Raw genomic sequence first — 23232 nt, forward strand, 5'->3', positions numbered from 1 at the left:
CATATCTGAGATGTCTCAATGGGATTAGATATAAAAATCAAACTGTTGCATTAATCCCAGTTGACGAGTGTTGTAAACAAAGGCGCCGGTTTGCCTGAGCCTTGCCTGTTTCTCCCCGTCTGGTGCGATGTCTGCCTGAGTTGCTGCGCCCTGTAGCAGGAGTCCGTCAACCTTTAAATCGGTCAGCGAAAAAAGGCTTTTCCCGGAGCCGGGCTGCCACCAATACAGATCTTCATAGTGGTTGTCCTGGTGATTAAGCCAGCCGTCGCCATTACTGTCCATGGCACGGATATCTGCCCAGGCATCACCACTTTGTACTCCAATCAGCTCGTTGCTGTCGTCTATTCTGGCGTTATGATTGATATCTCTGACCAGATAACCGGCATGTCCCTGGGGCGTTGGCAGACGGTCTGTGTTGCCATCATTGTCCAGATCAAAGGCGGTATCGCCTTTAAAGCGCACCGGCTGCCAGTCGAAGTTTAATACCAAAGGATCTTTAAGCTGCTGGGTGCTCATGATGGTCAGGCTGCTACTGATGTTTAGTTGCTGCCAGTCCAGTGATGCCGAAAAGGCCTGACTTTGTCCATTTTCGTTCTTAACCTCGAGTTCCAGTTGCAGCTGATAGGCCTGATAATCCAGTTTGGTTTCACGCACCATCATTCTGCTTTCAGGTGTAGATTGTTCAATTCCTTGCTTTGAATCAGACTGAGTATTCTTTATTGAGCGCGGGTCATACCAATCCAGCTCACGTCGGGACATCAGTTCAATCAGGCGTTTTTTGAGGGCTTGTCGGTAATCACCGTCTGTGTCCATTGATGCATCCGGGTCAGGCTCCACTGCGACCCGCGATGGCAGCGTAGATTGAGGGGGCATATCTGACACCGGAGCGCCGGGCGAGAGTCCGGCGACATGGCGTTGGGTATGACTCATCTGCTGCTGCGTCAGCTCAAATCTGGCCTGATAGGATTCAATCTGCATCACCTCACCTCCTCTTATTGTATCGGAAGGCACTGCTTAATTTTTATACACGGCCCTGGCTGGCTGGAAATTTTTTATCGTCAGAGGTATGCAGGATGAATAAAACGGCGCGGGTTTGTCTGGTAGCAGAGTCGCGGTGGTGCGGCTTGGCGTGATTCGCGTTAAAACCAGTGATAGCCTAGGGCATACGTTTTTTTAAATTGCGTGAACCCATGTGCGGCAGACTGAATGTCATTGATGATCCCGGCGTCAGGGCGTTATGTGATCAACTTGGTATCGCCCTATGGCCCGAACATGGCCAGGTGTTCAGCCGCTTTATTCGCGCGGCTCAGCCCGTTTCTGTAGTGCGTCAGCGAGAGGGTGTGCGCTGTATGCAAAATGCACTGTGGTGGCTACTTCTGGAGCCGACGCAGGAAGGCTTCAAACCCTCACGTTTCACCAGCTTCAATACCCGTTATGACAAGCTCAATGTCACCCGCAGTGCAGGCTTTCACGCTTACCGCCATAGCCGCTGTATTATTCCGGTAAAAGGATTTGGGGAAACGGAATACTGCAACGGAAAACCGCTGCATTATCATGATCTGGAAGCCGAACCTGGTCACGCACTGGCGCTGGGCGGACTGTGCAGGGAGTGGGTTCACCATGGCAGCGGTCAGCGGGTGCTGTCCTGCTCGGTGATTACATTGCCGCCGCACCCCAGGCTCGCCGCTATCCATGGTAAATCGATGCCGATGATATTGCCTCAGCATGATGACACCCTGTCGATGTGGCTGTATGAAGAGGTGACCACCACACAGGTGTTTGAGGACTTGCTCAGACCTCATTTACCCCAAAAACTGATTGCCACCCCGATTGACAAGCCGGCCTCTTATCAGCCGCTAGCATCGCCGTTTGTGATAGAGGCAGATTCTGATTGAGCCGTAAAAGTGACGATTGCGTCACACTTTCGCGGATGTTTGCCAATAGACATTGAGCCGGTAACAGGGTTGCAAAAAAGCCTTGCTGGCTCTAGTTTATAAAGTACCCTCATGGCCCTGGCAGTATGTAACGGTCTGATAAATGAATAAAATTTCATCTTCACTAAGCTCCTTCCTGGCGTCATTCTGCTGCCTGGTTGCGATACTTCTGTCATGGTCGGCTGCCGGTTCAGAATCAGATGATGTGTTCAGCCTGTCCTTTGAAGAGTTACTGGACATTGAAGTGACCACGCAAAAACGCCCGCAGAAGCTGCTGGATGTACCGGTTGCGGTGTCGGTAATACGTGGTTCGGAATTAGAGCGGTTAGGGCTGTTTGATATTGAGACCGCACAGCAACGTTTGTCGTCGGTCAGTTTCCGAAAAGGCAATACCACCCGCAATTCCATGTTAAGTATTCGGGGTATTGGCACCGTGTCCTTCAGTGTGGCGGCAGAGCCCAGCGTTTCTACCTTGATTGATGGTGTGGTTATGGGGCGCTCCGGACAGGTGTTTCGTGATCTCTATGATATTGAGCGTATTGAAGTGATGCGAGGGCCGCAGGGAACCTTATTTGGCAAAAATGCCTCCGCAGGATTAGTGCACATCATCACCCGGGACCCGGCACAACAGTTCCAGGCCAGCAGTGATGTCTATTTTACGGATGATGACGAGTATCGCGCCGTGTTGAAAATGTCGGGTCCGGTGACGGAGAAACTGTCAGCCAGCCTCGCAGTATTGCGTTCCGGCTACGATGGCAATGTGTACAACCTGTTCAGTCAGCAACAGATAAACGGATACAATCGCAAAGGGGTCAGAGCAAAACTCAAATACGCGTTGACCGAAGACACCAGCGCCAAACTTACCCTGGATTACTATAAGGCCGATGATCGTTGTTGTGCCGACGTGGAAGGCTTACCGGCCGGCCGACAGCCAGATTCTGATGCAGCCCCGGACAGTCAGGGGATCGTCAGTGGCAAAGCCGACATCGACTTGCACCAGCGGCTGGTGGATCATGATTTCGCGACCCGAACCCTGGATCGTGCGCGGGGCGTTGGCCTGGAATTGTCAACAGACGTCGGGGATTACCAGCTGGTTTCCATTACGGGGCATCGGCTGTGGGATAATACAGAATACCGCGAGGGTGACTATACCTCCACAGGAGGCACCGCTGCTGCACCGCTGTTCAGCGTGCCTTTTCAGTTGCATGATATCGGACCACAGCAATGGAAGCAGAGCTCTCAGGAGCTGAGGATTCAAACGCAGGAGCAGCAGGATTTTCGTTATCAGCTTGGGCTCTTTTTATGGCATATGACGTCAGAGCGCGAGTTTACCCGTTTTTCCAGTTGCCAGAATAACAGTGGCCAGAATGATCAGGTGTTAGAGCAGTATCCACAGCTGACATGCCTGGCTAATGACATTGTCAGCGCAACGGCGGATATGACCACGCAACTTGATAATGCCGCGCTGTTTAGTGCCGGCGAATATGACTTTTCAGAACAATGGCGAGGCTTTTACGGACTGCGCTATTCGAAAGACAGAGTGACTTATCACCATCAGCGCAGGAGCAATGATACGTACGGCAGAGTTGGCATTGGCATACGCCCCTCAGATGAAGACACTGCGTACAATGGGCGCAGCGATAAATATAATCTGTCTGCGCGCCTGGGCATGCAATTCTTGCCTAATGAGCAGAGTCGCGCCTATCTGAGTTGGACACAGGGCTTTAAGGGCCCAGGGTATAACGTGTTTTTTAATATGACGGAGCAGGATACTCAGCTCATTGATGCGGAAACCTCCGATGCGTTTGAATTTGGCTATCGCAGAACATTGGCGCAGTGGTCCGTCAACGCAACACTGTTTTACACCCGCTTTGAAAATTTTCAGGCCAATAATGCGGATATCAGTGGCGGCGTCGCCATTACCCGCCTGACCAATGCGGGTGATGTGTCCACCAGAGGTTTAGAGCTGGATGTCAGTTGGCAGCCCAACGCAAACTGGCGAGTTGAGGCCAGTCTGGCCCGCATCAATGCGCAAATTGATCACTTCAATTGCCCAACAGGCCAGCAATGTACGAGTCGGGCCGGCGCGGATGTGCCCTTTTCCCCCGATCTGAAATACAGTATCGGAACCACCTACTTGCAGAATTGGGCAGGTGCTGAGATGCAACTGTCTGCCTGGTACCACTTTACCGACCAGCAGTATTCAGATTTACCAGACACCCGAGGTGAGTTTTCTGCAGCCGCCTTGTTGCCTCACCAGCGAGTGTTGAATCTTCATGGGAGTATGGGCTGGCAACAGGGCAAATATCGCCTTGGCGTGGCACTTAAAAATGCCCTGGATGAGCCTTATGTGAGCACCTATAGTGGCGATGGATTTCGTTATCAGGTACCCCGTTTAGCCGATCGCCACTGGCAAGTCTATGTTCGCGCACAATTCTAACTTTCTGCTGGTTTCATCGGATGCTACAACCCAACATGAGAAGGGTACTGATACCCGTCGCACATGAGCGTTTTGCCACGTTGTGGCATGCCCGGTTATGGTGGCAGCAGAAACACGTTCATACCCCGGCCAAATATTAGTATTTAAGAAGGCCGGGGCATTGAGTCAGTTCTGTTTCTGATACAGCTCGAGTTCATCAATTTCGATGTAGTTTGCATCGCCGAAATTGTTAAGGATCTGCAGGCGTATATATCTGGCCTCGATAGCGGAATTGAAGCTGCCGGTTTGATCGGCAATGTTGGCCAGGCGAAAGGACTCATGATCGACAAAATTGTTGCCGTCATTGGAGGCCTGTACCACCACATCCCGTGGTCCGCGACCAAGCTGAGAGGCTTTTTCATTCAGGGTCAGGCGCATGCCCGAAATGCTGACCTTGTGGCCAAAATCCACCTGTATCCAGGCCTCTGTATCTTCTTCTATGCGAAACAACCACAGGCCGCGATTGATTTTCTGCCCCGCATCTTCATTGACTTTATTATCCCAGGTATAGCCGTCAAACGCCGCGGCGGGCACATCGTCACGATAATGGCCGCTGGCACTGAAACTCGCTGCGGAAAGCCCGTTGCTGTCAATTAATGCAACGTTCCCATAGACTCCGGTTTCAATCAGGTTGTCCCCTTCTCCACCTATGGGGTCGCTGCCATCGCCGTATCCGTCAGCTGCTGTTGCGGCCACATATTCGACGTCACAGCGAGTGGACTCTGCAGGCATATAGCCGATACGGATCTTCTGGTTGGTGTTGCGTGCCAGCATCAGAAAGTCGAGCCAGTGTTGTCCAACACCACTACCTGCGTCAAAAGCCAGTGGCCAGTCACTTTCTTCGCAAAGCAGGTTGTTGTCGTCAGTCTGTTTTACGCCGACCAGCACGCTGCCACTTTTCGTGATCATCAGGTCAGTCACATTGCCGGCGTATTCCTGCATGGATTCCTGCGCATTTGTCCCCACTAAGGGCATCAGCAATGCCAGTGGTATTGCCTTTTTCTTCATCTTTTTCAGCCTTATATCGAATCTACTACCTGCTCCGAATATTCAGAAAAAGCAAGTTATGTGCCTGAAAAAGAAGACAAAAAATTGGCACTCAGGAAAGGCTCTTATCCGTCAGTGTTTTCATCAGTCGCCTGAACCATGGGGTGCCATCTCTGGAATCGCTTAAAGGCTGTGCCGACGAGGTTTGCGTCGAGGTGTGTGGCAACACAGCGAAGGACGACAGAGAGGGAATACGGGTTGACAGCTTTGCCACGTAATCGCCTTGCTGATGATCGAATTCATAGTCTTTTATCCAGGTGGTCGCATTTTCTACTACCTGAGCCACCGCGTTGACGATAAAACGGGCTTCTTCATCGCTATTGACAGGGTGCAGGGAAACCCTGACCCAGCCAGGCTTGTCGCTGAGATCACCACGGTCAATCTTATTCGTAATGGCAGCCGATTGTTGTTTATCAACATCCAGAAGAAGATGCCCGTATGTGCCGGCGCAACTGCATCCTCCGCGCACCTGGATACCAAATTTGTCATTCAGTAGCCTGACGATCAGGTTGTAGTGCAGACCCGGTACATAAAAAGAAACAACACACAATCTGTCGGTAATGGACTCCTCCAGCAGGTGTACTCCAGGAATTGCCGCCAGGCCGCGCATCAGGATACGGGTCAGCTGGGCTTCACGCTGTTGCATCTTGTCGGTGCCCATCGCGTCTTTGAGCGCGATGGCCAGCGCCACTTTAATCACCTGCAAAAAGCCGGGGGTGCCTCCATCTTCACGCACTTCGATATCACGAAAGAATCCCTGTTGGCCCCAGGGATTGGTCCAGCTCACGGTGCCGCCACCAGGCTGATCGGGCAGGGTTCTGGTATATAGCGCTTTATTAAAGACCAATACTCCGCTGCTGCCCGGTCCACCCAGGAACTTGTGTGGCGAAAAAAAAACGCCGTCCAGACGTGCATCGGGGTCGTCCGGATGCATATTAATATCCACATAGGGCGCCGAACAGGCAAAGTCCACCAGACAGATGCCATTATGGCGATGCATGATTTTGGCCAGATTGTGATAGTCCGTTTTTATGCCGGTGACATTACTGCAAGCGGTAAAAGAGCCAATTTTCATGGGGCGGTTTCGATAGTGCCGCAGTAAGGATGCCAGATGGGTTTCACTGGGCTTGCCATCTGCGCCTCGTTGAATGACTTCCACCGTCACATCACAGGTATTCCAGGTGGTTTGATTGGAATGGTGTTCCATGTGGCTGACAAAAACAACGGGCTTTTGCTCCTCCGGCAAGGGGGGCCGGACACCTTCGCCTACACGCAATCCCATCATACGTTGTAGCTTATTGATGACCGTGGTCATGCCCGACCCTGCGCAGATCAGCACGTCATCGTCACCGGCATTTACATGCTGTTTAATCCGCTGCTGCGCCTCATGATACAACTGTGTCATGGTGGAGCCGGTCAGGTTGGTCTGGGTATGAGTATTTGCCACAAAGGGTCCGATGTGGTGGGTAAGATAGCGCTCTATGGGTGCATACAGGCGGCCGCTGGCAGTCCAGTCAGCGTAGAGGATAGGCATGGTGTTACCCGCCAGAGGGTAGTGTAATGTCTGACCGATAATCTGCTCTCTGAAGGGTAGAAAATGTTGGTGTAACTGACTCATTAGCACGGCTGTTCGTTGAATGATGTCAGGTATTGTGCCGCTGATGGACTAGAAATTGTTTACTCAATCACTCATTAAATGAGGTTTATTGGAACAATATTCTTCATAAGGTTTAAATGATAAAAAATATTGCTAACTCTTCCGCTCAATATAATCTAGCGGCACTTCAGTGGAGTATTTCATCTGCTCCATGGCAAAGCTGGAGCTGACATCGGAAAAACCAGCCTGACTGATCAAGCGTTTATAAAAGGCGTCATAGGCTTTCATATCGGGAACCAGTACTTTGAGAAGGTAGTCGGTCTCCCCGCTCATACGATAAAACTCAGTGATCTCCGGTGCCTGCTCGGCGAAATCGGCAACAGATTCCAGCCACTCAGGGTTATGCTGATTGGTCTTCAGGTTAACGAAAACGGTCAGGCCCAGGTTGACAGCTTCGGTATTGAGTAAGGCCACCCTTTTGCGTATCACTCCCTGTTTTTCCAGATTTTGTATACGTCGCCAGCAGGGAGTCTGACTCAGGCCAACCCGTTCAGAAAGCTCCGCCAGAGACAGTGAGCAATCCCGCTGTAATTCGAATAATATTTTTCTGTCGAAACCATCCATTGAGTACTTTCTTCTTATAAATGAGCGTAACTTAGAAAATACCTTTTATTGGCCTATGGTCAAGTATGTTGGTAAGTCTGAAAACATGGCGGGCAGCGGACAGAATGGTCAGGAACCAGTGGCCCGCCCTCCGGGCATCCAAAAATGCTCCCGGCATTTTTGTCGAACCAGGCGGTGGTTCTCATCCGCCTCTAAGCCCCAAAAAGAAAAGGCCCCTTCTTTCGAAGAGGCCTTTTCTTTTAAAGATGGTGCCCAGAGGCGGAATCGAACCACCGACACGAGGATTTTCAATCCACTGCTCTACCGACTGAGCTATCTGGGCGAATTTTTTAGCGTGACTGCCTTCACGGCCTGTTTCGCTGTGGGTGCGTATTAAACGGATTTGCACCGCGCAAGTCAACCTCTTTTTTAGCCTGACGGTTTCTTTGCACAAGGAATAACCAAAAACCGGGTAAAAAAACTGAAACCGGTCGTTGGCAGGTACTTAACGGCTAGTCTTTTTGCGGTGGCACATAGCCGTCGATCTTGACATCTTTGCCTTCAAACAGAAAAGCCTGCATTTCCTTTTCCAGCATGGCGCGATGTTCGGCATCCATCATATTGAGTTTTTTCTCGTTGATCAGCATGGTTTGTTTCTTCTGCCATTCGGTCCAGGCTTGTTTAGAGATATTGTCGAAGATACGTTTCCCCAGCTCACCGGGGTAGAGCTGAAAGTCGAGTCCTTCGGCTTCCTGGTTCAGGTATTGGCAAAATACGGTACGGCTCATGATTGGATTCCTAGTCGTGTGATTCAGGTGACAGGGTCAGTGTACTAAAAAGTTTGCTGGTTGGCGCGGCCAGTCCGACGTTCGCCGGTTGGTCCAGGTCATACCAAAGCTGTGAGTTTTCCTGTACTGCATTGATGTTGGGGGACGCCTCCAGCTCCAGTAACAGCGGTTGTATATGCAAATGGAAATGGCTGAAAGTATGGCGGAAGGGCGTCAGTTCTTGAATCTGGTAGTCGCCCAGCCCCAGAGACTCAGCCTTGTGTTTTACCTGCTGTGGGTGCTGCACTTCGTAAAGGCCCCATAACCCTCCCCATAAACCGCTCGGTGGCCGTTTATACAATAGAATCTGTTGCTGCCAGCGAGGAAGCAGCATGACCGTGTGTTTTTCGGGCAGTGTCTTGCGCGGTTTTTTACCAGGGTAGGCCTGTTGTTGATTCTGATATCGCGCCTGACAATCGTCTTCCACCGGACAGGCCGCGCAGTCGGGCTGAGTGCGGCTACACAGGCTGGCGCCGAGATCCATCATGGCCTGATTATAATCCGCCACCCTTTTCTCAGGGGTAAGCGTCTGTGCCAGATGCCAGAGCGTTTTCTCGACCGCCTTTTCACCGGGCCAGCCCGCAATCGCCCTATAGCGACTCAGTACCCGTTTGACGTTGCCGTCCAGAATGGCATGGTGCTGGTTCAGCGCCAGCGACAGAATGGCCCCGGCAGTAGAGCGACCAATGCCAGGCAGCGCCACCACCTGTTCGAATTGTTCAGGAAACTGCCCCTGGTATTGGTCCCGCATAATCTGTGCGGCTTTATGCAGATTTCTGGCGCGGGCATAATAGCCCAGCCCGGTCCAATGATGTAACACCTCATCCTGAGGTGCATCGGCAAGTTGATTGATGTTGCTGAAGCGCTGCATAAACCGCAGGTAATAGGGGATCACCGTACTGACCTGGGTTTGCTGCAGCATGATCTCCGATATCCAAACAGAATAAGCAGTCTTGTTTAGCTGCCAGGGTAAGTTCTTACGACCATGCTCATCGAACCAGCGTAGAATTTTGTCGGAAAAGTCTGTCACAAAAGGGATTGAATCCTGAATACTGCAGATTGAACAGGTATGATACTACTTCAACCAATACAGGTACCAGTCAGATGCAGCAGACCGTTGTCTTTCTTCCCGGCACACAATGTGATGAGCGCGCCTTTGTGCCCTTGTGGCAAAAATTAGACTTGCATGATAGACGTTATGTGCCCCTGCAGTGGGCCGAAACGCTGGAGCAGATGGATGGCCTCACTGCTCATGCCGTCGGCGTGGATTCCGTACACCTGGTAGGCTTTTCCATGGGTGGGTTCATTGCCAGTCGGTTTGCACTGGCTCATCCTGAGCAGGTGCGCTCGCTGACATTGATGGGATATTGCAGTGCAGGTCTCAGCGATGCAGAGCAACAACAGCGACAGCAGTATTTGCGGGTACTGGAAAAAGGACAGGGCGGCGTCATGTCCTCTAAGCGACTGGCGCAGATGGTCAACATGCAGGGCTCCCATGCGGCTGAGGCGATGCAAAGCGTGCAGGAAATGGAAAAAGATCTGGGGCCCAGTGTGTTGAAATATCATCTGCAATGTACCTCCCATCGCCAGGACCTGACCACGCCATTGGCTGACAGTGGTCTGCAGATTCATCTGATTGGTGGTGATGCCGATCAGATCGCGCCGACGTCCCAGCTACAGAAGATGCATAAACAGATACCTCAAAGCCGATATACCTCTTTGCCGGATTGTGGTCACATGCTTGCACTGGAAAATCCACAAGGGTTGGCACAGGCCTGCAGTGATTACTGGGCCGAGGTTCACAGCCCAGTAAGCTGACAGGTGTCTTTGCGCAGGCGACTGGCGTATACTACGCGCGTTTTTAAACCCTCACCCAGACCAAAGAGTGCTACAGAACATGAGCGAACAGCAGGCTGATGCAAAAACAGGCGTATATATCCGCAAAATCCGCAGTTTTGTTAAGCGTGAAGGCCGTTTGACGCAGGGGCAGGCCCGCGCCATTGACAATAACTGGGAAGCCATGGGGCTAACGTTGCAACAAGGTTTGCTGGATATGAACGAGGTGTTCGGTCGCAGTGCTCCGGTGGTACTGGAAATTGGCTTTGGTATGGGCAAGTCTCTGGTAGAGATGGCCGCCGCCGAGCGTGATAAAGATTTTATTGGTATCGAAGTGCACCGCCCCGGAATCGGCGCCTGTCTGATGGATGCCGAGGCGGCTGAGCTAACTAACTTACGTGTTTACGAGGCAGATGCCGTTGAAGTGCTGGAAAAATGCATTGCCGATAACGGCCTTGCCCGTCTGCAACTTTACTTCCCTGACCCCTGGCATAAGAAACGTCATCATAAGCGTCGTATTGTCCAACCAGACTTTGCCCAACTGGTGCGCCGCAAATTGGCCCAAGGTGGCGTCTGGCATATGGCGACGGACTGGGAAAACTATGCTGAGCATATGCTCGAAGTGATGTCTGCCGCTGAGGGTTTTAAGAATCTCTCAGACACAAATGACTATGTTGAAAGGCCCGCCTTCCGGCCGTTGACCAAGTTTGAACAACGGGGGCAGCGTCTTGGCCATGGTGTGTGGGATTTGATGTTTGAGCGGGTGTCCTGATGTTGAGTCCGGTAAGTCAGTTACTCATGCGCAATCAGGCCCGTTTTCGTGGGCGCTGGCTGTTGGTGAACCCTCAGGATGCCCAGGTTTTCTCACAGCTGGAGGCTGATGTCAGCGGCTTCCACCAGTATTTCGATATCTACCAGCAGAGCGCTGCTGTAAGCGGCGCCGATAAACACCACTTCGGTGTCAGTTACCCCCTTGAGGCGCGTTTCGACGGCATTGTTATCATGATGCCCAAAGCTAAAGAGCAGGCACAGATGCTGATCGCCAATCTGGTACATTGCCTGGTTCCGGGAGGCCAACTTTTGCTTGCCGGTGACAATAAAGGTGGTGTGAAAAGCGCGCCTAAATTGTTTTCGCCTTACGCAGAACACTGTGTAAAGCTGGATTCTGCCCGCCATTGCGCACTGTATGGCATGCAGCCAGACAAAGTGCCCGCCCCCTTTTGCGTTGAAGACTGGTTCAAACAACGTAACATCGAAGTGGGCCAGCGTTGCTACCCGGTGTCATTTTTGCCGGGTGTGTTCAGCAGTGGCAGCCTGGATCCGGCAACTCGAATGCTGCTGGAAAACCTTCATCCTGTTCCGGATGGCCGGGTGCTCGATTTTGGTTGCGGTGCGGGTGTCATTGGTTGCTATGTGGCACTGGAAAATCCACACGCAGAGGTTGTGATGACCGATGTCAGTGCGCTGGCGCTATGTTGTGCTCAGCGCACGGCAGAATCCAATGGCATTGATGTCCACATCATTCCGTCAGACGGCCTCAGTGAAATCAGTGGAAAGTTTGCCGCCGCGTACACCAACCCACCTTTTCATACTGGTTTACATACCGACTACGAGGTTACGCTGGGCTTTATCCGACAGCTTTCGGGATATTTGCAACCGGGCGCAACATTGCAACTGGTGGCGAACAGTTTTATTCCTTACCAGCCGGTATTGCAACAGGTCTTTAAATCCGTAAAGGTACTCGCTCAGTCCACTAAATTCCGTCTCTATCTGGCTCGCTGAACCACTCTTGCCGGCCCGGTTCGGGGCCGGCAAGACTCTCTCGCAATGCTTGCACTGTGACGGTGCTTGGTTGCTTCGCAACGACGCATTCATCCATTTGTCACGGGCCGTTCATATTGCTGTCATTCGTGCCTTTTAGGCTATGAAATATAATTAATTCAGTTAGTTATCGTTAGCGGTCAGATTCTGGCATTAATTTTGTTACTGCTTTTTTGTCGGTAGTTTTTTTAATTTCCCGGTATACCTTGCGCCACAGGAGAAACGCTCATGTCAAATGTGACCCCCCTTTGTCCAAAATATGGTCATACGGAGAAGCTTTCAGCCATTAAAGAACGCATTCGCACCATATTGGCCGGCATTCAGCTTTGTAATGAGCTGATCGCGGAAGAGCCGGAATTCAGGTATCAGCACGAATCAGAGCGAGATAGATTAATCGAGCAACTGAATCATCAGCAACAGCAAATTGCCTGGTTAAAAGGACGATATCTGGCCCATACCGCCTGAGAGGATTTTCCGATGCGCTGAGCGAAGTTTTTGCAGCAAACAGAGCGCTATCTGTCGTCATCTGAGGCCTTTCGCCTTTGTGTTGAATCGCCGATTCATTGATCCGGATCAGCATGCTGAACCATCGTCACTGAGCCGGTTGACTATACTTCTCGCTGATACCCGGGATCCGACGGATCCGACAAATAAGATCATTGCAGCCTGTCGCTTGGCGCCGGATGCAACCTTTTGATGATTGTAATCGTATCAGGAGAACCCATGTCACGAACCCTCGCCATGATCCTTGCCGGTGGCGCCGGCACTCGCCTGTTTCCTTTGACACAATCTCGCACTAAGCCTGCCGTGCCTTTTGCTGGTGGACTCAGACTGGTGGACTTTGTGCTGAATAATTTTGTGAATTCGGATCTGCTGAAGATTTATCTGTTAACCCAGTTCAAATCTCAGTCGCTCAACATTCATCTGCGTCAGGCCTGGTATCTGTCGGGGCTGACTGGCAATTTTATCGATGCCATTCCAGCGCAGATGCGCATGGGGGCCCGCTGGTATGAGGGGACTGCCGATGCCATTTACCAGAATATCAAGCTGATCGAGATCCATGCCCCCGACAATGTGTGTATTTTTGGTAGCGATCATATCTATAAAATGGAAGTCAGGCAGGTGATCCGCTATCACGAGAAGCGGGATGCGGCCCTGACCGTCTGTGCAACCCGGGTACCGATTGAGCAGGCGAGTCGCTTCGGCGTCATCGAAGTGGATGACGACTACAGAATGATTGGCTTTGAGGAAAAACCGGCCACACCCAAACCCCTTCCCGATGACCCCAGTATGGCGCTGGTGTCTATGGGAAATTATGTTTTCAATACACAGGTGTTGTTCAAAGCCCTGCGTAACGACGCTGAGGATAAGCTTTCCAGCCATGACTTTGGCCGCGACATCATTCCCCGGTTGTTTCGCGACAAAGCCGTCTATGTTTATGACTTCACGCAGAATAAGATCCCCGGTGAGGAGCCCAATCATCACTACTGGCGGGATGTGGGCACCCTGGACTCATACTGGCAGGCACACATGGATTTGCTGGCCTGTACCCCGGCCTTTGAACTGAATAACGAGAAATGGCCGCTGCGCAGTTATCATCCGCCCGTTCCTCCCGCACGCATACTGGCCGATAAGCAAGGCAATCATTCGACCATTCTCAACTCTATCATCTCCTCCGGCAGTCGCGTTGTTGGCGCCAGGGTTGAACGCTCGGTATTGGGGTTCAATACGCATCTTGGTGCTGGCTCTCGACTCAATGAATGCGTTATCCTCGGTAAGTCTGATATCGGATCCGGTTGTTTTCTCAATCGGGTGATTACCGATAAGGGTGTAAGTATTGCTCCCGGGACTGAACTGGGTGTAAACCCTGAGCAGGATAAAGCCCGTGGATTAACGGTGACGAATCAGGGGATAGTGGTGATCCCCAGAGACATGAAGGTTGGCTTTGAATGAAAATACTGTTTGTGGTTTCCGAGGTGGAAGATTTGGCAAAGACCGGCGGTCTTGCTGATGTGGCCAAGTCTTTGCCGATAGCGCTGCGCGCTTTGGGCCACGATGTCAGGATAGTGAAACCTTATTATCGACAACTGGCAGAAAAATTCGCCCTGGATAACCTCACAGAGACTCAGAAACTGGTCTCAGGAGATCACGAGTACCCGTTTAACATCAAGCGGCTGGAGCTCGAGTCTGTGCCCGTTTACTGCATCGACTACCCGGAATATTTTCATCGCAAAGGATTATATTCAGACGGTTACGAGGCCTTCGGTGACAATGCTGAGCGTTTCGCCTTTTTCTCGGCCGCTGCGCTACAGACTGCTAAAGCCATAAATTTTCAGCCGGATGTGATTCATTGTAATGACTGGCATACCGCCCTGTGTCCGTTTTTTGTTAAACAGGACGATAGTGGCTTTTTTAGCCAGACCCGCACGTTACTGACTATCCACAATGGGGCGTATCAGGGTATCCACCGCTTCGCAGATATACCCTATGTCAGGCCTTTTGCAGAACTGGCATCGCAAATAGACAGTCAGGGCAATCTCAATTATTTACGTATGGGATTGCGCTATGCCGATAAAATTAATGCGGTCAGTCCCAATTATGGCCGCGAATTGCTCACCCCATTGGGCTCTCATAATCTGTATCAGGACTTTCAACTGCGAGCCAATGATGTCAGTGGCATCCTCAATGGGTGCGATTATCAGCAGTGGGATCCTGCCACCGACACGTTGCTACCGAAAAATTACAATTCTGAGTCTCTCAAGGGCAAAGCCGCATGCAAAACCGCGCTGCAGAAAGAAGTGGGGTTACCCGAAAAGGACAACGTGCCACTTATTGGTATGCTGTGCCGGCTGACTGAGCAAAAAGGTTTCGGCTATCTGTTACCGGTTCTGAGCCAGTTATTACAACACAATGTGCAGTTATTGGTGATAGGTACCGGTGACCCGGTGATCAGTGATGTACTGGAGTTCAATGCATCTCAGCATCCTGACAAACTGGTGTTCAGAAATGACTTCAGTACCCGTATTGCCCATTTGCTGGAAGCCGGCAGTGACTTTTTTCTGATGCCTTCACTCTTTGAGCCCTGCGGCCTTAATCAGATGTACAGTCTGGCCTATGGCACTATTCCTATTGTGCGGGCTGTGGGGGGGTTAAGGGATACAGTATTGGATCTGCAGATGCTGCCTGAGCAGGCTACGGGCTTTATGTTTGAGGCCCCGGACAGCTCCGCATTACTCAATTGTGTGCGCCGGGCGCTGTTGTTTTACCATGAATATCCACAGCAATTCAGTGCTATGCAACAACGCGCCATGCGCCATCGTTTCACCTGGTACGATGCTGCACTCAATTATCAGGCACTCTATCAGCATTGTTTACCGATGGATTAGTCTTGCAGAAAAATTGCCGAGCCGACGTTCTGTAACCTGTCTTAGCAGACAAGGGCAAAGGTATAAGGTGCCCTGCTCAATCCAGAAGAAGGCATTTTGTGACACCTTTTCAGACAACGCGTTCGCCTGTTTTTTCGAGCATCGAATCAGCAGGCTGCGTTCCTGATGGGCGTGATCCGGACTTGCCCCAGTAATTTCAGAAAACATCAGGTTGCGCCCAGCGAGGTGATGCACCAACTGGTTGTGCAGACGATGGTTCTCTGTCGCGGTCATGATTTCGCCCGGTGGATTACAGGCAGTGATAATGGCGGCCTGTGGCCAGTCAGGCAGCGGCGAATCAACAAGGAATACGGTATCGGCGTAGGCCTGCCAAAGGTCTTCGAGCTTGTCAGTGTGTGAATATTGGCTCATAGAATGCAGAAAAGTTGTCATTTTCGGCAAGATTGTATCAATATGGTGATAAGCTTAGCGGTAACCAGGTGAAAGAACAGCATTCTGATTATGTCAGCACCCAAACGCACATTGTCGATTAAGAACCTGTTTATCTGGGTCGTAATGTCTATTACGACTATCGTGCTGATTATTGCCTCAACCATTTCCTTATTTATGCAGATCACCAATGCAAAAGAGGAAATGCAGACTGAAGTCGCCACCTTTGCCAAAATCATCAGCCACAACGCCGCCAGCGGTATCGTGTTTAACGACATTGCCACAGAAGAAAAGAGTCTTGAAGCCCTCGGTGCAGCGACGGTCATCAACAATGTGCATCTGTATAAACTCAATCCCGCTAATGAACCGGAGTTTTTTGCCAGTTATAACAAAACCGGGCAGGCGCCAGTGCGGGCCATGTTTGAACGAATCAATGAACTGGCGGAACCCAGGTTTGGGCCCGATGGACTGGAACTCATCACGCCTATCCGTCTGGATGGAAACCATGTGGGCTATGTGTATGTCAGGGCCAGTACCGAGCCGCTTAATCAGCTGACCCTCAACACCGTGATGATCACCCTTTCTGTGTTGCTGCTTGCGCTGGTGCTCAGCTTCCTGCTCACCCTGAGGCTGCAAAAGATTATCACTCGTCCCATAGAGGAACTGGTATATCTGGTACAACAGATTTCCAGTCAGAAGGACTACTCTAACCGGGCCAATGACTCCAGTCTGCGCGAACTGGACATTCTTGCTGAAGCCTTCAACGGCATGCTGGAAAAAATACAGCAGCATATTCAGCGACAGGAAGAAGCAGAAGAAGAGCATCGCCGTCTTAACCTGAGTCTGGAAGAGAAGGTCAGTCAACGTACCACGGCCCTTAAAGAAGCTAACAAAGAACTGATTCAGACTCTGGAGAAGTTGCATCAGTTCCAGCGTCAGATTGTACAGAACGAGAAGATGGCCTCACTGGGCGACATGGTCGCCGGGGTCGCTCACGAGGTCAATACGCCAATCGGTTTGGGTGTGACGGCATCTACCATGATGCTGGACAGGCTCAGTCAGCTGCAACATGACTTCAAAAACAAGACACTCAAGGCCAGTGCGCTGGAGCGCTTCCTCAATGAAGGGGAGGAAAACCTCAATATTATTTACCGTAATCTTAATCGTGCGGCCGAGTTGATATCCAGCTTCAAGCAGGTTGCTGTGGATCAGAGCAGCGAGAATACGCGGGTCTTCAGTTTCACCCAGTTGCTGGATGAAATTCTGATGTCGCTGCGTCCAAGGCTCAAGAAAGTCAGCCATGAAATCAATATCGATTGCGATCCGGATCTGGTGATTGAGAGCAAAGCCGGCCCCATCAATCAGGTGATTATTAATCTGATCATGAACTCGTTGATTCATGGTTTTGAGTTTATCGAGAAGGGGCGCATCGACATCATTGTCAGGATGCAGGGTAACGACAAGCTGCACATTGACTATAAAGACAACGGTAAGGGCATTCCTGAACATCTGTGTAAACGGATTTTTGATCCCTTCGTGACCACTAAGCGTGGTCAGGGAGGCAGTGGACTGGGCATGCACCTGGCATTTAACCTGGTCACACAGGCGCTGGATGGTTCGATCACGGTCAGCAGTGAAGAAGGACATGGTGTCTCCTTCGAAATTCTCTTTCCGGTGAGGAAAGTGGAAAGCTCTGCGGCGCGAGCGAGGAATCAGTAATGCCGCCGCTATACAGTATCTTTAAACGTATTGTTTGGGGCCTGGCGCTGATGGGCGCTTTTTCGGCTTCGGCCATTGGCTTTACCTCTGAACAGCTGCGGGCGCCTTTTCTGTTATATATCGTCGGCTATACACAGTTTTCTGAGGCCGCCGTGCAGACAGGACCCTTACGGTTTTGTTTTTTTGAGGGTGAGGACTTCCCCCATGCACAGATATTTCGCCAGGCAACCGGTAAAAAGGTCAACGGCCGGGATATATCCCTATACACGCTGAGCGACATCAGTGATATCCCCAAGGTGGACGACGAGCAGCCCTGCCATCTGTTGTTTATCGGAGAAGAGCAGGAAAGTGATGAGGTGTATGCGTTGCTGGAACAACTGAATCAGCATACGATCTCTGTGGGAGAGAGCCCTGGGTTCATTGAACATGGCGGAATGATGGCCATATACCCGCTGCCCTCAAAAATGAAAATATTCTTCAATCGTGAGGCTTATCAGAATACTCAATTGAAGTTCAGCTCGGCCCTGTTAAAGCGGGTGAACTTTCGCTGACCCGCATCGTCCAACAGCCTGCGCCAGCGCGTTTAACCATCGCTGGTGCGGCGGGAAGCATGACTGAAAAGCGGTTTATCAGCATCCCCCCGAATGTGAAAGCCCGCACGCCTGATTGGCCTATAAGTGACGGTTTTATCAGTATCGCGCGCATGGGCTACGTACAAAGCGTATATTCTGGTACACTTTATGCCAGAGACTGAGTATAACAACCCGTGGAATTGAGAAGATGCAGACCCCAAACATCCTGATAGTCGAAGATGAGGTAGTGACCAGAACAACCCTGACCAGCCTGTTCGAGGCAGAAGGATATCAGGTGTATGAAGCTGAAAATGGCGAGGAAATGCATGATATTTTCGCCAATCACAGCATTAATCTGGTGATTATGGACATCAACCTGCCTGGTAAAAATGGTCTTATTCTGGCCAGAGAAGTCCGTGACCGTAAAAATGTCGGCCTGATTTTTCTGACCGGCAGAGATAACGACGTCGATCGCATCCTCGGGCTGGAAATCGGCGCTGATGATTATCTTACCAAGCCTTTTAATCCCAGAGAGCTGACGATCAGAGCACGGAATCTGCTGTCCCGCACACTGAACAGCAGTGAAGACGATGATCTGCCTAACAAAGTGAGCTTTAATGGTTGGGTGCTCGACAGCGACAGTCGCAGTCTGATCTCGCCATCAGGTAAAGAGTTCCGTTTACCGCGCAGTGAATTCCGTGCGCTGCACTTATTCCTGCGTCACCCGGGCAAAATCCTCACCCGTGAGCAACTGATCATGGAAATGACAGGACGTGAATTGCGCCCCAATGACCGGACGGTGGATGTCACCATTCGTCGTATACGCAAACACTTTGAGTCAGAGCCCAGTGCCGAAGAACTTATTGTGACCATACATGGTGAGGGTTATCGCTTCTGCGGCGAAGTGGATGCCTGATTTTGTGTAAGGTGTAAGGTGTAAGGTGTGAGGAGAGAGATGATTTCCTCACTCTTTCCTCCTCTCACCTCAACAGATACTCTACTCCCCTGCTATCTGCATTCCGTCCACCAGCACTGAACCGCTTTGTACTGCCCCCCGGGTTTCTGTGTCTGTGCCGATTGCGCGAATGTTCATCAGCATGCTGGCTAGATTGCCCGCGATGGTCACTTCATGCACGGGATATTGAATGACCCCGTTTTCTACCCAGAAACCTGCGGCGCCTCTTGAATAATCGCCGTTAACGATATTCACGCCCTGACCCATTAGCTCGGTGACCAGCAGCCCGGTACCCATTTCCTTCAGTAACTGTTCATAGTCGTGACCACTGTTACTGACCAGCCAATTATGTATGCCGCCAGCATGACCGTTAGTGGTCATATTCATCTTTCTGGCTGAATAGCTGGTCAATAGGTAATGCTGTAATACCCCTTTTTCCACGATATCCATATTCCGGGTTTGCACACCTTCTGCATCAAAAGGCGAGCTGGCTAATCCGCGCGGAATATGAGGACGTTCATGAATGTTGAGCCATTGCGGCATCACTTGCTGACTGAGTTTATCCAACAGAAATGAAGACTTGCGGTACAGACTGCCACCACTGATGGCAGAGACAAAATGGCCAAACAGACTGGATGCAATTTCGTGGTGAAACAGCACCGGAACTTTCGCGGTTTTTGCTTTGCGGCCGCCTAAACGGGAGAGAGTAGTTTTGGCGGCTTCCAGACCCACTTCACGCGGGCTGCTCAGCTTGTCGGGTTGGCGGCTGAGACTGTAGGCATAGTCCCGTTGCATGTCATCCCCCTGCTTGCCGATCAGCACACAACTGAGGCTGTAGCGGCTGCTGGGATAGCCGGCATTAATACCGTGAGTGTTGCCATAGACTTTCACGCCCAGGTTGGCATTGTAGGAGGCACCGTCTGAGTTGACGATTCTGCTGTCTGCTTCGAAGGCAGCCTGCTCTGCTTCTATGGCATAACGAATACCGGCTTCTGCATCCAGTTCCTGGGGGTGATAGAGGTCCAAATCGGGAATATCACGGGCGATAAGCTGTGCGTCGGCAAGCCCTGAATAGGGGTCCTCGCTGGTATAGCGGGCGATTTCAATGGCTTTTTCCACTGTCATCTTGAGTGCCTGAGGGCTGAGATCGGCCGTAGATGCGCTACCCTTACGCCGACCCACATAGACACTGATCCCCAGTCCCCCGTCATTGGTGAATTCCAGGGTTTCGATCTGTTGCAGGCGCGAGGATACGGCGATGCCCTGCACTTTACTCATACTGGCTTCGGCCTGAGAAGCACCGAGCTTTTTCGCCAGGGTGAGGGTGTCGTCGACGACGTTTTGGATCTCTGTCAGTGTCTGATTCGGATTCATATACTGGAACTGCTGCCTTAGTGTTACAATCTTAATTATATGGGCACAGTGTAACATTAAAGATGAATCGATGACTGAAATGTGGCAGGACGAAGCGGACTTTGAACCCAAAAGTAAAACGCAACTCAAGAACGAGATGCATGAGCTACAGCAGCTGGGCGTTAAGCTGGTAGACTTAGGCCAGGGCGCACTGGATAAGATCCCCATGTCGCCCGAGCTGAATGAGGCCGTGATGCTGGCCAGACGCATTAATCGGAAAAAGGAAGGCTTTCGGCGGCAGCTGCAGCTCATCGGTAAAATCATGCGCAATACTGACGTCGAGCCAATTCGTGAGGCACTGGCGGTGTTGGAAAATAAGCATCAACAACTGGTCCGGCAGCATCATCAGCTGGAGCAACTGCGTGATGACATTATTGCTCAGGGGGATGAGGTGATTGATCAGCTTATGAGCGAGCATCCAATGCTGGAAAGACAGAAACTGCGGCAATTGAGTCGTCAGGCCAACAAAGAAAAAGCGGCCAATAAGCCGCCAAAATCGTCCCGCGAGCTGTTCCAGTACCTGAAAAGTGAGCTGGACGAGAGATAATTACCCTGGTTACCTGTGCACTGCGCTTGCAGTGCCTGGACGCTGACAAAAAACCTGGCTAAATTACGCTAGAAAAAGCGATATCCGTAACTCACGGACAGCAGGCGACTGCCATCGTTGCCGGGAATGACCCGGTCGGTAACAAAATCCTGAACATCTGCATATTCCAACTGCTCTGCAAGCAGGTTTTCTGCACTCAGCCTGATATGATGGCGCTCATACTGGTACTGGTAACTGGCATTGAGTAAATGGCTGTCAGAGGCCACAGTGCGATCTGAAAGATAGCGCCAGGATACACCGACACTGCTGTTTTCATCCATTTGATAGTTGATGCCTGCTGAAAGGTTCCACCTGGGCATGAAATGAGCGCTAAGATCGCCGCTTCTTTGCTCCCCCACGTCGGGTTGATAGCTGATATTCCCTTGCAGCATCACTTTGTCCCATTGGCCATGCCAATCCAACTCTATGCCACGGCGGCTGAAATTTTCGCTGTTAAAGTATTGGGCCGAGGTTCCTCTGGCGTTACTGACACGCTGGATAAAGTCTTCGGCGTTGAGATAGAACAGGTTTACCACCAGTAATTGGCTGGCAGTCTGGTGTGTGTATGCCAGCTCATAGGAGTCTACCGTCTCCGCGCTCAGATCTTCCGAGCCCAGCACCACCCCTGGTGGGATATTGATATAAAGTTGAAACAAATTAGGGGCGTTGTAGCCACTGGCATACAGAAATTTTAACGAAGAGCTGGCACTCAGGCGTTTGACCAGAGAGAGTCTGGGCAGGATCTTGCTGCCAGCATTGTCATTGTTCACATAACGAGCGCCCACCATCCAGCGCCAGTCTCCACTGGCATAATCAAACTGTGTGAACACCGATGACTCATTCACATGGATATGGGGCAGGGCCTTAACCCGAACGTGCTGATTGCGATCGGTTTGCAGGTACTCGCCGGTCTCACGACGCTCACTCTCCACCCCTATCAGCCAGTCAATCTGCTCTGTAAAGGGCTGGCGCCAGTTGGCACCCACTCTGACGCGGATGTTGTCATTTCCATCGGTAAAATTCTGGGTACCAAATTCGCGGCCACCAAACAGATTTTCATTGGGGATCTCAAGGAAGAAGCGGTTGTAATCGGTGTAGAGCTCCAGCGCTCCTGCTTCTGTCTGATACTGATAGTTCAGCGCAAGTAAATCTCCCCGATCGATCAATTCGCTTTCATTGGTACTGGCAGCAGGCCCTGCCAGTCCCTGTGTGGTGGTCTCAAAGCTATGGTAGCTCAGTGACACGTCACGCCAATTCAGTTGTAGCAGCAGGCTCTGCTGGTCTTGTCCGCGTCTGAATTGGGCATCGCGGGGCGGTGTAGAAGGAAAGAATGGGGGCTGTGGACGATTGGTATATACACCACTAAAGCCGTCTTCGTTGTAGATTTGTGCTGAGAGGCGCAGGCTCAGTTCATCTGTCAGCATAAATTGGCCGTAACCCTGCAGATTTCTGCGCTGTTGCGAGCCCAGTGTGACCTCAACTTCTTTTTTATAGTCCTTGCGGGTAATGATATTGATAACCCCGGCAGAGGCATTGGTGCCATAGATCACGGCGCCAGGGCCGCGAATCACTTCTATTCTGTCGATGGCGGACAATGGGATGCCCAGCAATGCATTGTCACCATGGGCAGGCTGCCAGTAGGGCACGTTATCCAGCATGAACAGCACTTTCTGATTGAAAGGCTCCACCAGCCCCCGCACGCCGATAGTGGTGGTACCGATGGCGGTTTTTTGCAGATTAATGCCGGGCAGAAAGGACAGCGCATCTTCAATTTTTTCCAGGCCCAGGGCGCGCATTTGCTGGTAATCCAGGCTGGACACCACCGCTGGCGTCAGTGCAATGGCTTCTTTGTCGCCTGTTGCCACAGAGACCTGCATCAGTTCGTCCAGACTGAGTTCAAAAAGCCCCCCCTGCGTTTGTGGCGCTGTTTGTGCCAGGGCGCAGGAAAGCCCGGCAAACATAAGGCTTATGCCAAGGTGCAGTCTCAGATTTCGGCGCTTCACAAGTATCCACTTCACGAAAATTTCG

21 protein-coding genes and 1 tRNA gene are annotated in these 23232 nt (G+C 51.3%); 12 read left to right on the top strand and 10 right to left on the bottom strand.

All coding sequences use genetic code 11. From position 1 onward, the window contains the following. Positions 1-24: 24 nt before the first annotated feature. A complete protein-coding gene (locus tag CCY32_RS05000) occupies positions 25-978 on the bottom strand; it encodes a hypothetical protein (protein WP_088329493.1) in 954 nt (317 codons plus the stop codon). A 212-nt stretch (positions 979-1190) separates the two neighbouring features. On the opposite strand from CCY32_RS05000, the gene CCY32_RS05005 reads away from it, so the two are divergent. Both CCY32_RS05005 and CCY32_RS05010 read left to right on the top strand, forming a co-directional pair. Continuing rightward, positions 1191-1895 carry an SOS response-associated peptidase family protein gene (locus CCY32_RS05005; protein WP_088329494.1) on the top strand — a complete coding sequence of 235 codons (705 nt, stop codon included), beginning with the start codon at positions 1191-1193 and terminating at the stop codon, positions 1893-1895. Positions 1896-2037: 142 nt separating this feature from the next. After that, the gene (locus CCY32_RS05010; protein ID WP_088329495.1) at positions 2038-4374 is read left to right on the top strand and encodes a TonB-dependent receptor; all 2337 of its coding nucleotides are present in this window, start codon (positions 2038-2040) and stop codon (positions 4372-4374) included. Positions 4375-4539: 165 nt separating this feature from the next. Here the strand turns inward: CCY32_RS05010 and CCY32_RS05015 are convergent, their stop codons facing one another. The 6 genes from CCY32_RS05015 to mutY all read right to left on the bottom strand — a co-directional run bounded on the left by CCY32_RS05015 (position 4540) and on the right by mutY (position 9517). Next, entirely contained in the window at positions 4540-5421 is an 882-nt protein-coding gene (locus CCY32_RS05015; RefSeq protein WP_088329496.1) for a discoidin domain-containing protein, read from the bottom strand. 91 nt (positions 5422-5512) lie between these two features. Continuing rightward, positions 5513-7078 carry an aminotransferase class V-fold PLP-dependent enzyme gene (locus CCY32_RS05020; RefSeq protein ID WP_088329497.1) on the bottom strand — a complete coding sequence of 522 codons (1566 nt, stop codon included), beginning with the start codon at positions 7076-7078 and terminating at the stop codon, positions 5513-5515. A 132-nt stretch (positions 7079-7210) separates the two neighbouring features. Then, on the bottom strand, positions 7211-7681 hold the full coding sequence (locus CCY32_RS05025) for an Lrp/AsnC family transcriptional regulator (protein WP_088329498.1): 471 nt from the start codon (positions 7679-7681) through the stop codon (positions 7211-7213). A 246-nt stretch (positions 7682-7927) separates the two neighbouring features. Beyond that, positions 7928-8003, bottom strand: a tRNA-Phe gene (locus tag CCY32_RS05030). A 169-nt stretch (positions 8004-8172) separates the two neighbouring features. Further along, complete coding sequence (locus CCY32_RS05035) at positions 8173-8448, bottom strand: oxidative damage protection protein (RefSeq protein WP_088329499.1); 276 nt, start codon at positions 8446-8448, stop codon at positions 8173-8175. 10 nt (positions 8449-8458) lie between these two features. Then, entirely contained in the window at positions 8459-9517 is a 1059-nt protein-coding gene (mutY, locus tag CCY32_RS05040; protein ID WP_246840533.1) for an A/G-specific adenine glycosylase, read from the bottom strand. Between the two features lie 74 nt (positions 9518-9591). Between mutY and CCY32_RS05045 the strand changes: the two genes are divergently transcribed. The 6 genes from CCY32_RS05045 to glgA all read left to right on the top strand — a co-directional run bounded on the left by CCY32_RS05045 (position 9592) and on the right by glgA (position 15530). Continuing rightward, positions 9592-10305 (top strand): alpha/beta hydrolase, encoded by a 714-nt coding sequence (locus CCY32_RS05045; protein ID WP_088329501.1) that lies wholly within the window; start codon positions 9592-9594, stop codon positions 10303-10305. A 79-nt stretch (positions 10306-10384) separates the two neighbouring features. After that, positions 10385-11095 (top strand): tRNA (guanosine(46)-N7)-methyltransferase TrmB, encoded by a 711-nt coding sequence (trmB, locus tag CCY32_RS05050; RefSeq protein ID WP_088329502.1) that lies wholly within the window; start codon positions 10385-10387, stop codon positions 11093-11095. After that, positions 11095-12105 (top strand): class I SAM-dependent methyltransferase, encoded by a 1011-nt coding sequence (locus CCY32_RS05055; RefSeq protein WP_088329503.1) that lies wholly within the window; start codon positions 11095-11097, stop codon positions 12103-12105. Before trmB ends, CCY32_RS05055 begins: the two co-directional genes overlap by 1 nt. 267 nt (positions 12106-12372) lie before the next feature. Next, the gene (locus CCY32_RS05060; RefSeq protein WP_088329504.1) at positions 12373-12609 is read left to right on the top strand and encodes a hypothetical protein; all 237 of its coding nucleotides are present in this window, start codon (positions 12373-12375) and stop codon (positions 12607-12609) included. Positions 12610-12867: 258 nt separating this feature from the next. Then, the gene (gene glgC / locus CCY32_RS05065; RefSeq protein WP_088329505.1) at positions 12868-14097 is read left to right on the top strand and encodes a glucose-1-phosphate adenylyltransferase; all 1230 of its coding nucleotides are present in this window, start codon (positions 12868-12870) and stop codon (positions 14095-14097) included. Continuing rightward, entirely contained in the window at positions 14094-15530 is a 1437-nt protein-coding gene (gene glgA / locus CCY32_RS05070) for a glycogen synthase GlgA (RefSeq protein WP_088329506.1), read from the top strand. Before glgC ends, glgA begins: the two co-directional genes overlap by 4 nt. Here the strand turns inward: glgA and CCY32_RS05075 are convergent. Further along, entirely contained in the window at positions 15516-15941 is a 426-nt protein-coding gene (locus tag CCY32_RS05075) for a DUF3293 domain-containing protein (protein WP_168171426.1), read from the bottom strand. The two genes, glgA and CCY32_RS05075, sit on opposite strands and share 15 nt — an antisense overlap. A gap of 90 nt (positions 15942-16031) precedes the next feature. Here CCY32_RS05075 and CCY32_RS05080 point away from each other — a divergent pair, with 90 nt between their 5' ends. The 3 genes from CCY32_RS05080 (at position 16032) to arcA (ending at position 19166) form a co-directional block, all read left to right on the top strand. Beyond that, a complete protein-coding gene (locus CCY32_RS05080) occupies positions 16032-17678 on the top strand; it encodes an ATP-binding protein (protein WP_246840534.1) in 1647 nt (548 codons plus the stop codon). Next, positions 17678-18229, top strand: a complete 552-nt coding sequence (locus CCY32_RS05085; RefSeq protein ID WP_088329508.1) for a YfiR family protein — start codon at positions 17678-17680, stop codon at positions 18227-18229. Before CCY32_RS05080 ends, CCY32_RS05085 begins: the two co-directional genes overlap by 1 nt. A 229-nt stretch (positions 18230-18458) precedes the next feature. Continuing rightward, positions 18459-19166 (top strand): two-component system response regulator ArcA, encoded by a 708-nt coding sequence (gene arcA, locus CCY32_RS05090; protein WP_088329509.1) that lies wholly within the window; start codon positions 18459-18461, stop codon positions 19164-19166. Between the two features lie 81 nt (positions 19167-19247). Here the strand turns inward: arcA and pmbA are convergent, their stop codons facing one another. After that, positions 19248-20579, bottom strand: coding sequence for a metalloprotease PmbA (pmbA, locus tag CCY32_RS05095; RefSeq protein WP_088329510.1), 1332 nt, complete (start codon positions 20577-20579; stop codon positions 19248-19250). 70 nt (positions 20580-20649) lie between these two features. Here pmbA and yjgA point away from each other — a divergent pair, with 70 nt between their 5' ends. Beyond that, positions 20650-21165, top strand: coding sequence for a ribosome biogenesis factor YjgA (gene yjgA, locus CCY32_RS05100; protein ID WP_088329511.1), 516 nt, complete (start codon positions 20650-20652; stop codon positions 21163-21165). Positions 21166-21233: 68 nt separating this feature from the next. On the opposite strand, the gene CCY32_RS05105 is transcribed toward yjgA, so the two are convergent. Then, positions 21234-23222: a TonB-dependent receptor gene (locus tag CCY32_RS05105; protein WP_141096176.1), complete on the bottom strand. Its 1989-nt coding sequence runs from the start codon at positions 23220-23222 to the stop codon at positions 21234-21236. Positions 23223-23232: the final 10 nt, after the last annotated feature.

The sequence above is a fragment of the Lacimicrobium sp. SS2-24 genome, assembly GCF_002201535.1.
Taxonomy (GTDB): domain Bacteria; phylum Pseudomonadota; class Gammaproteobacteria; order Enterobacterales; family Alteromonadaceae; genus Lacimicrobium.

Coding starts and splice junctions, on each gene's coding strand:
- trmB (WP_088329502.1), top strand. CDS start 10,385: ATGAGCGAACAGCAGGCTGATGCAAAAACAGGCGTATATATCCGCAAA.
- arcA (WP_088329509.1), top strand. CDS start 18,459: ATGCAGACCCCAAACATCCTGATAGTCGAAGATGAGGTAGTGACCAGA.
- CCY32_RS05010 (WP_088329495.1), top strand. CDS start 2,038: ATGAATAAAATTTCATCTTCACTAAGCTCCTTCCTGGCGTCATTCTGC.
- CCY32_RS05085 (WP_088329508.1), top strand. CDS start 17,678: ATGCCGCCGCTATACAGTATCTTTAAACGTATTGTTTGGGGCCTGGCG.
- CCY32_RS05075 (WP_168171426.1), bottom strand. CDS start 15,941: ATGAGCCAATATTCACACACTGACAAGCTCGAAGACCTTTGGCAGGCC.
- CCY32_RS05080 (WP_246840534.1), top strand. CDS start 16,032: ATGTCAGCACCCAAACGCACATTGTCGATTAAGAACCTGTTTATCTGG.
- glgA (WP_088329506.1), top strand. CDS start 14,094: ATGAAAATACTGTTTGTGGTTTCCGAGGTGGAAGATTTGGCAAAGACC.
- CCY32_RS05060 (WP_088329504.1), top strand. CDS start 12,373: ATGTCAAATGTGACCCCCCTTTGTCCAAAATATGGTCATACGGAGAAG.
- CCY32_RS05000 (WP_088329493.1), bottom strand. CDS start 978: ATGCAGATTGAATCCTATCAGGCCAGATTTGAGCTGACGCAGCAGCAG.
- CCY32_RS05055 (WP_088329503.1), top strand. CDS start 11,095: ATGTTGAGTCCGGTAAGTCAGTTACTCATGCGCAATCAGGCCCGTTTT.
- CCY32_RS05035 (WP_088329499.1), bottom strand. CDS start 8,448: ATGAGCCGTACCGTATTTTGCCAATACCTGAACCAGGAAGCCGAAGGA.
- CCY32_RS05045 (WP_088329501.1), top strand. CDS start 9,592: ATGCAGCAGACCGTTGTCTTTCTTCCCGGCACACAATGTGATGAGCGC.
- glgC (WP_088329505.1), top strand. CDS start 12,868: ATGTCACGAACCCTCGCCATGATCCTTGCCGGTGGCGCCGGCACTCGC.
- CCY32_RS05020 (WP_088329497.1), bottom strand. CDS start 7,078: ATGAGTCAGTTACACCAACATTTTCTACCCTTCAGAGAGCAGATTATC.
- CCY32_RS05025 (WP_088329498.1), bottom strand. CDS start 7,681: ATGGATGGTTTCGACAGAAAAATATTATTCGAATTACAGCGGGATTGC.
- yjgA (WP_088329511.1), top strand. CDS start 20,650: ATGACTGAAATGTGGCAGGACGAAGCGGACTTTGAACCCAAAAGTAAA.
- pmbA (WP_088329510.1), bottom strand. CDS start 20,579: ATGAATCCGAATCAGACACTGACAGAGATCCAAAACGTCGTCGACGAC.
- CCY32_RS05005 (WP_088329494.1), top strand. CDS start 1,191: ATGTGCGGCAGACTGAATGTCATTGATGATCCCGGCGTCAGGGCGTTA.
- CCY32_RS05015 (WP_088329496.1), bottom strand. CDS start 5,421: ATGAAGAAAAAGGCAATACCACTGGCATTGCTGATGCCCTTAGTGGGG.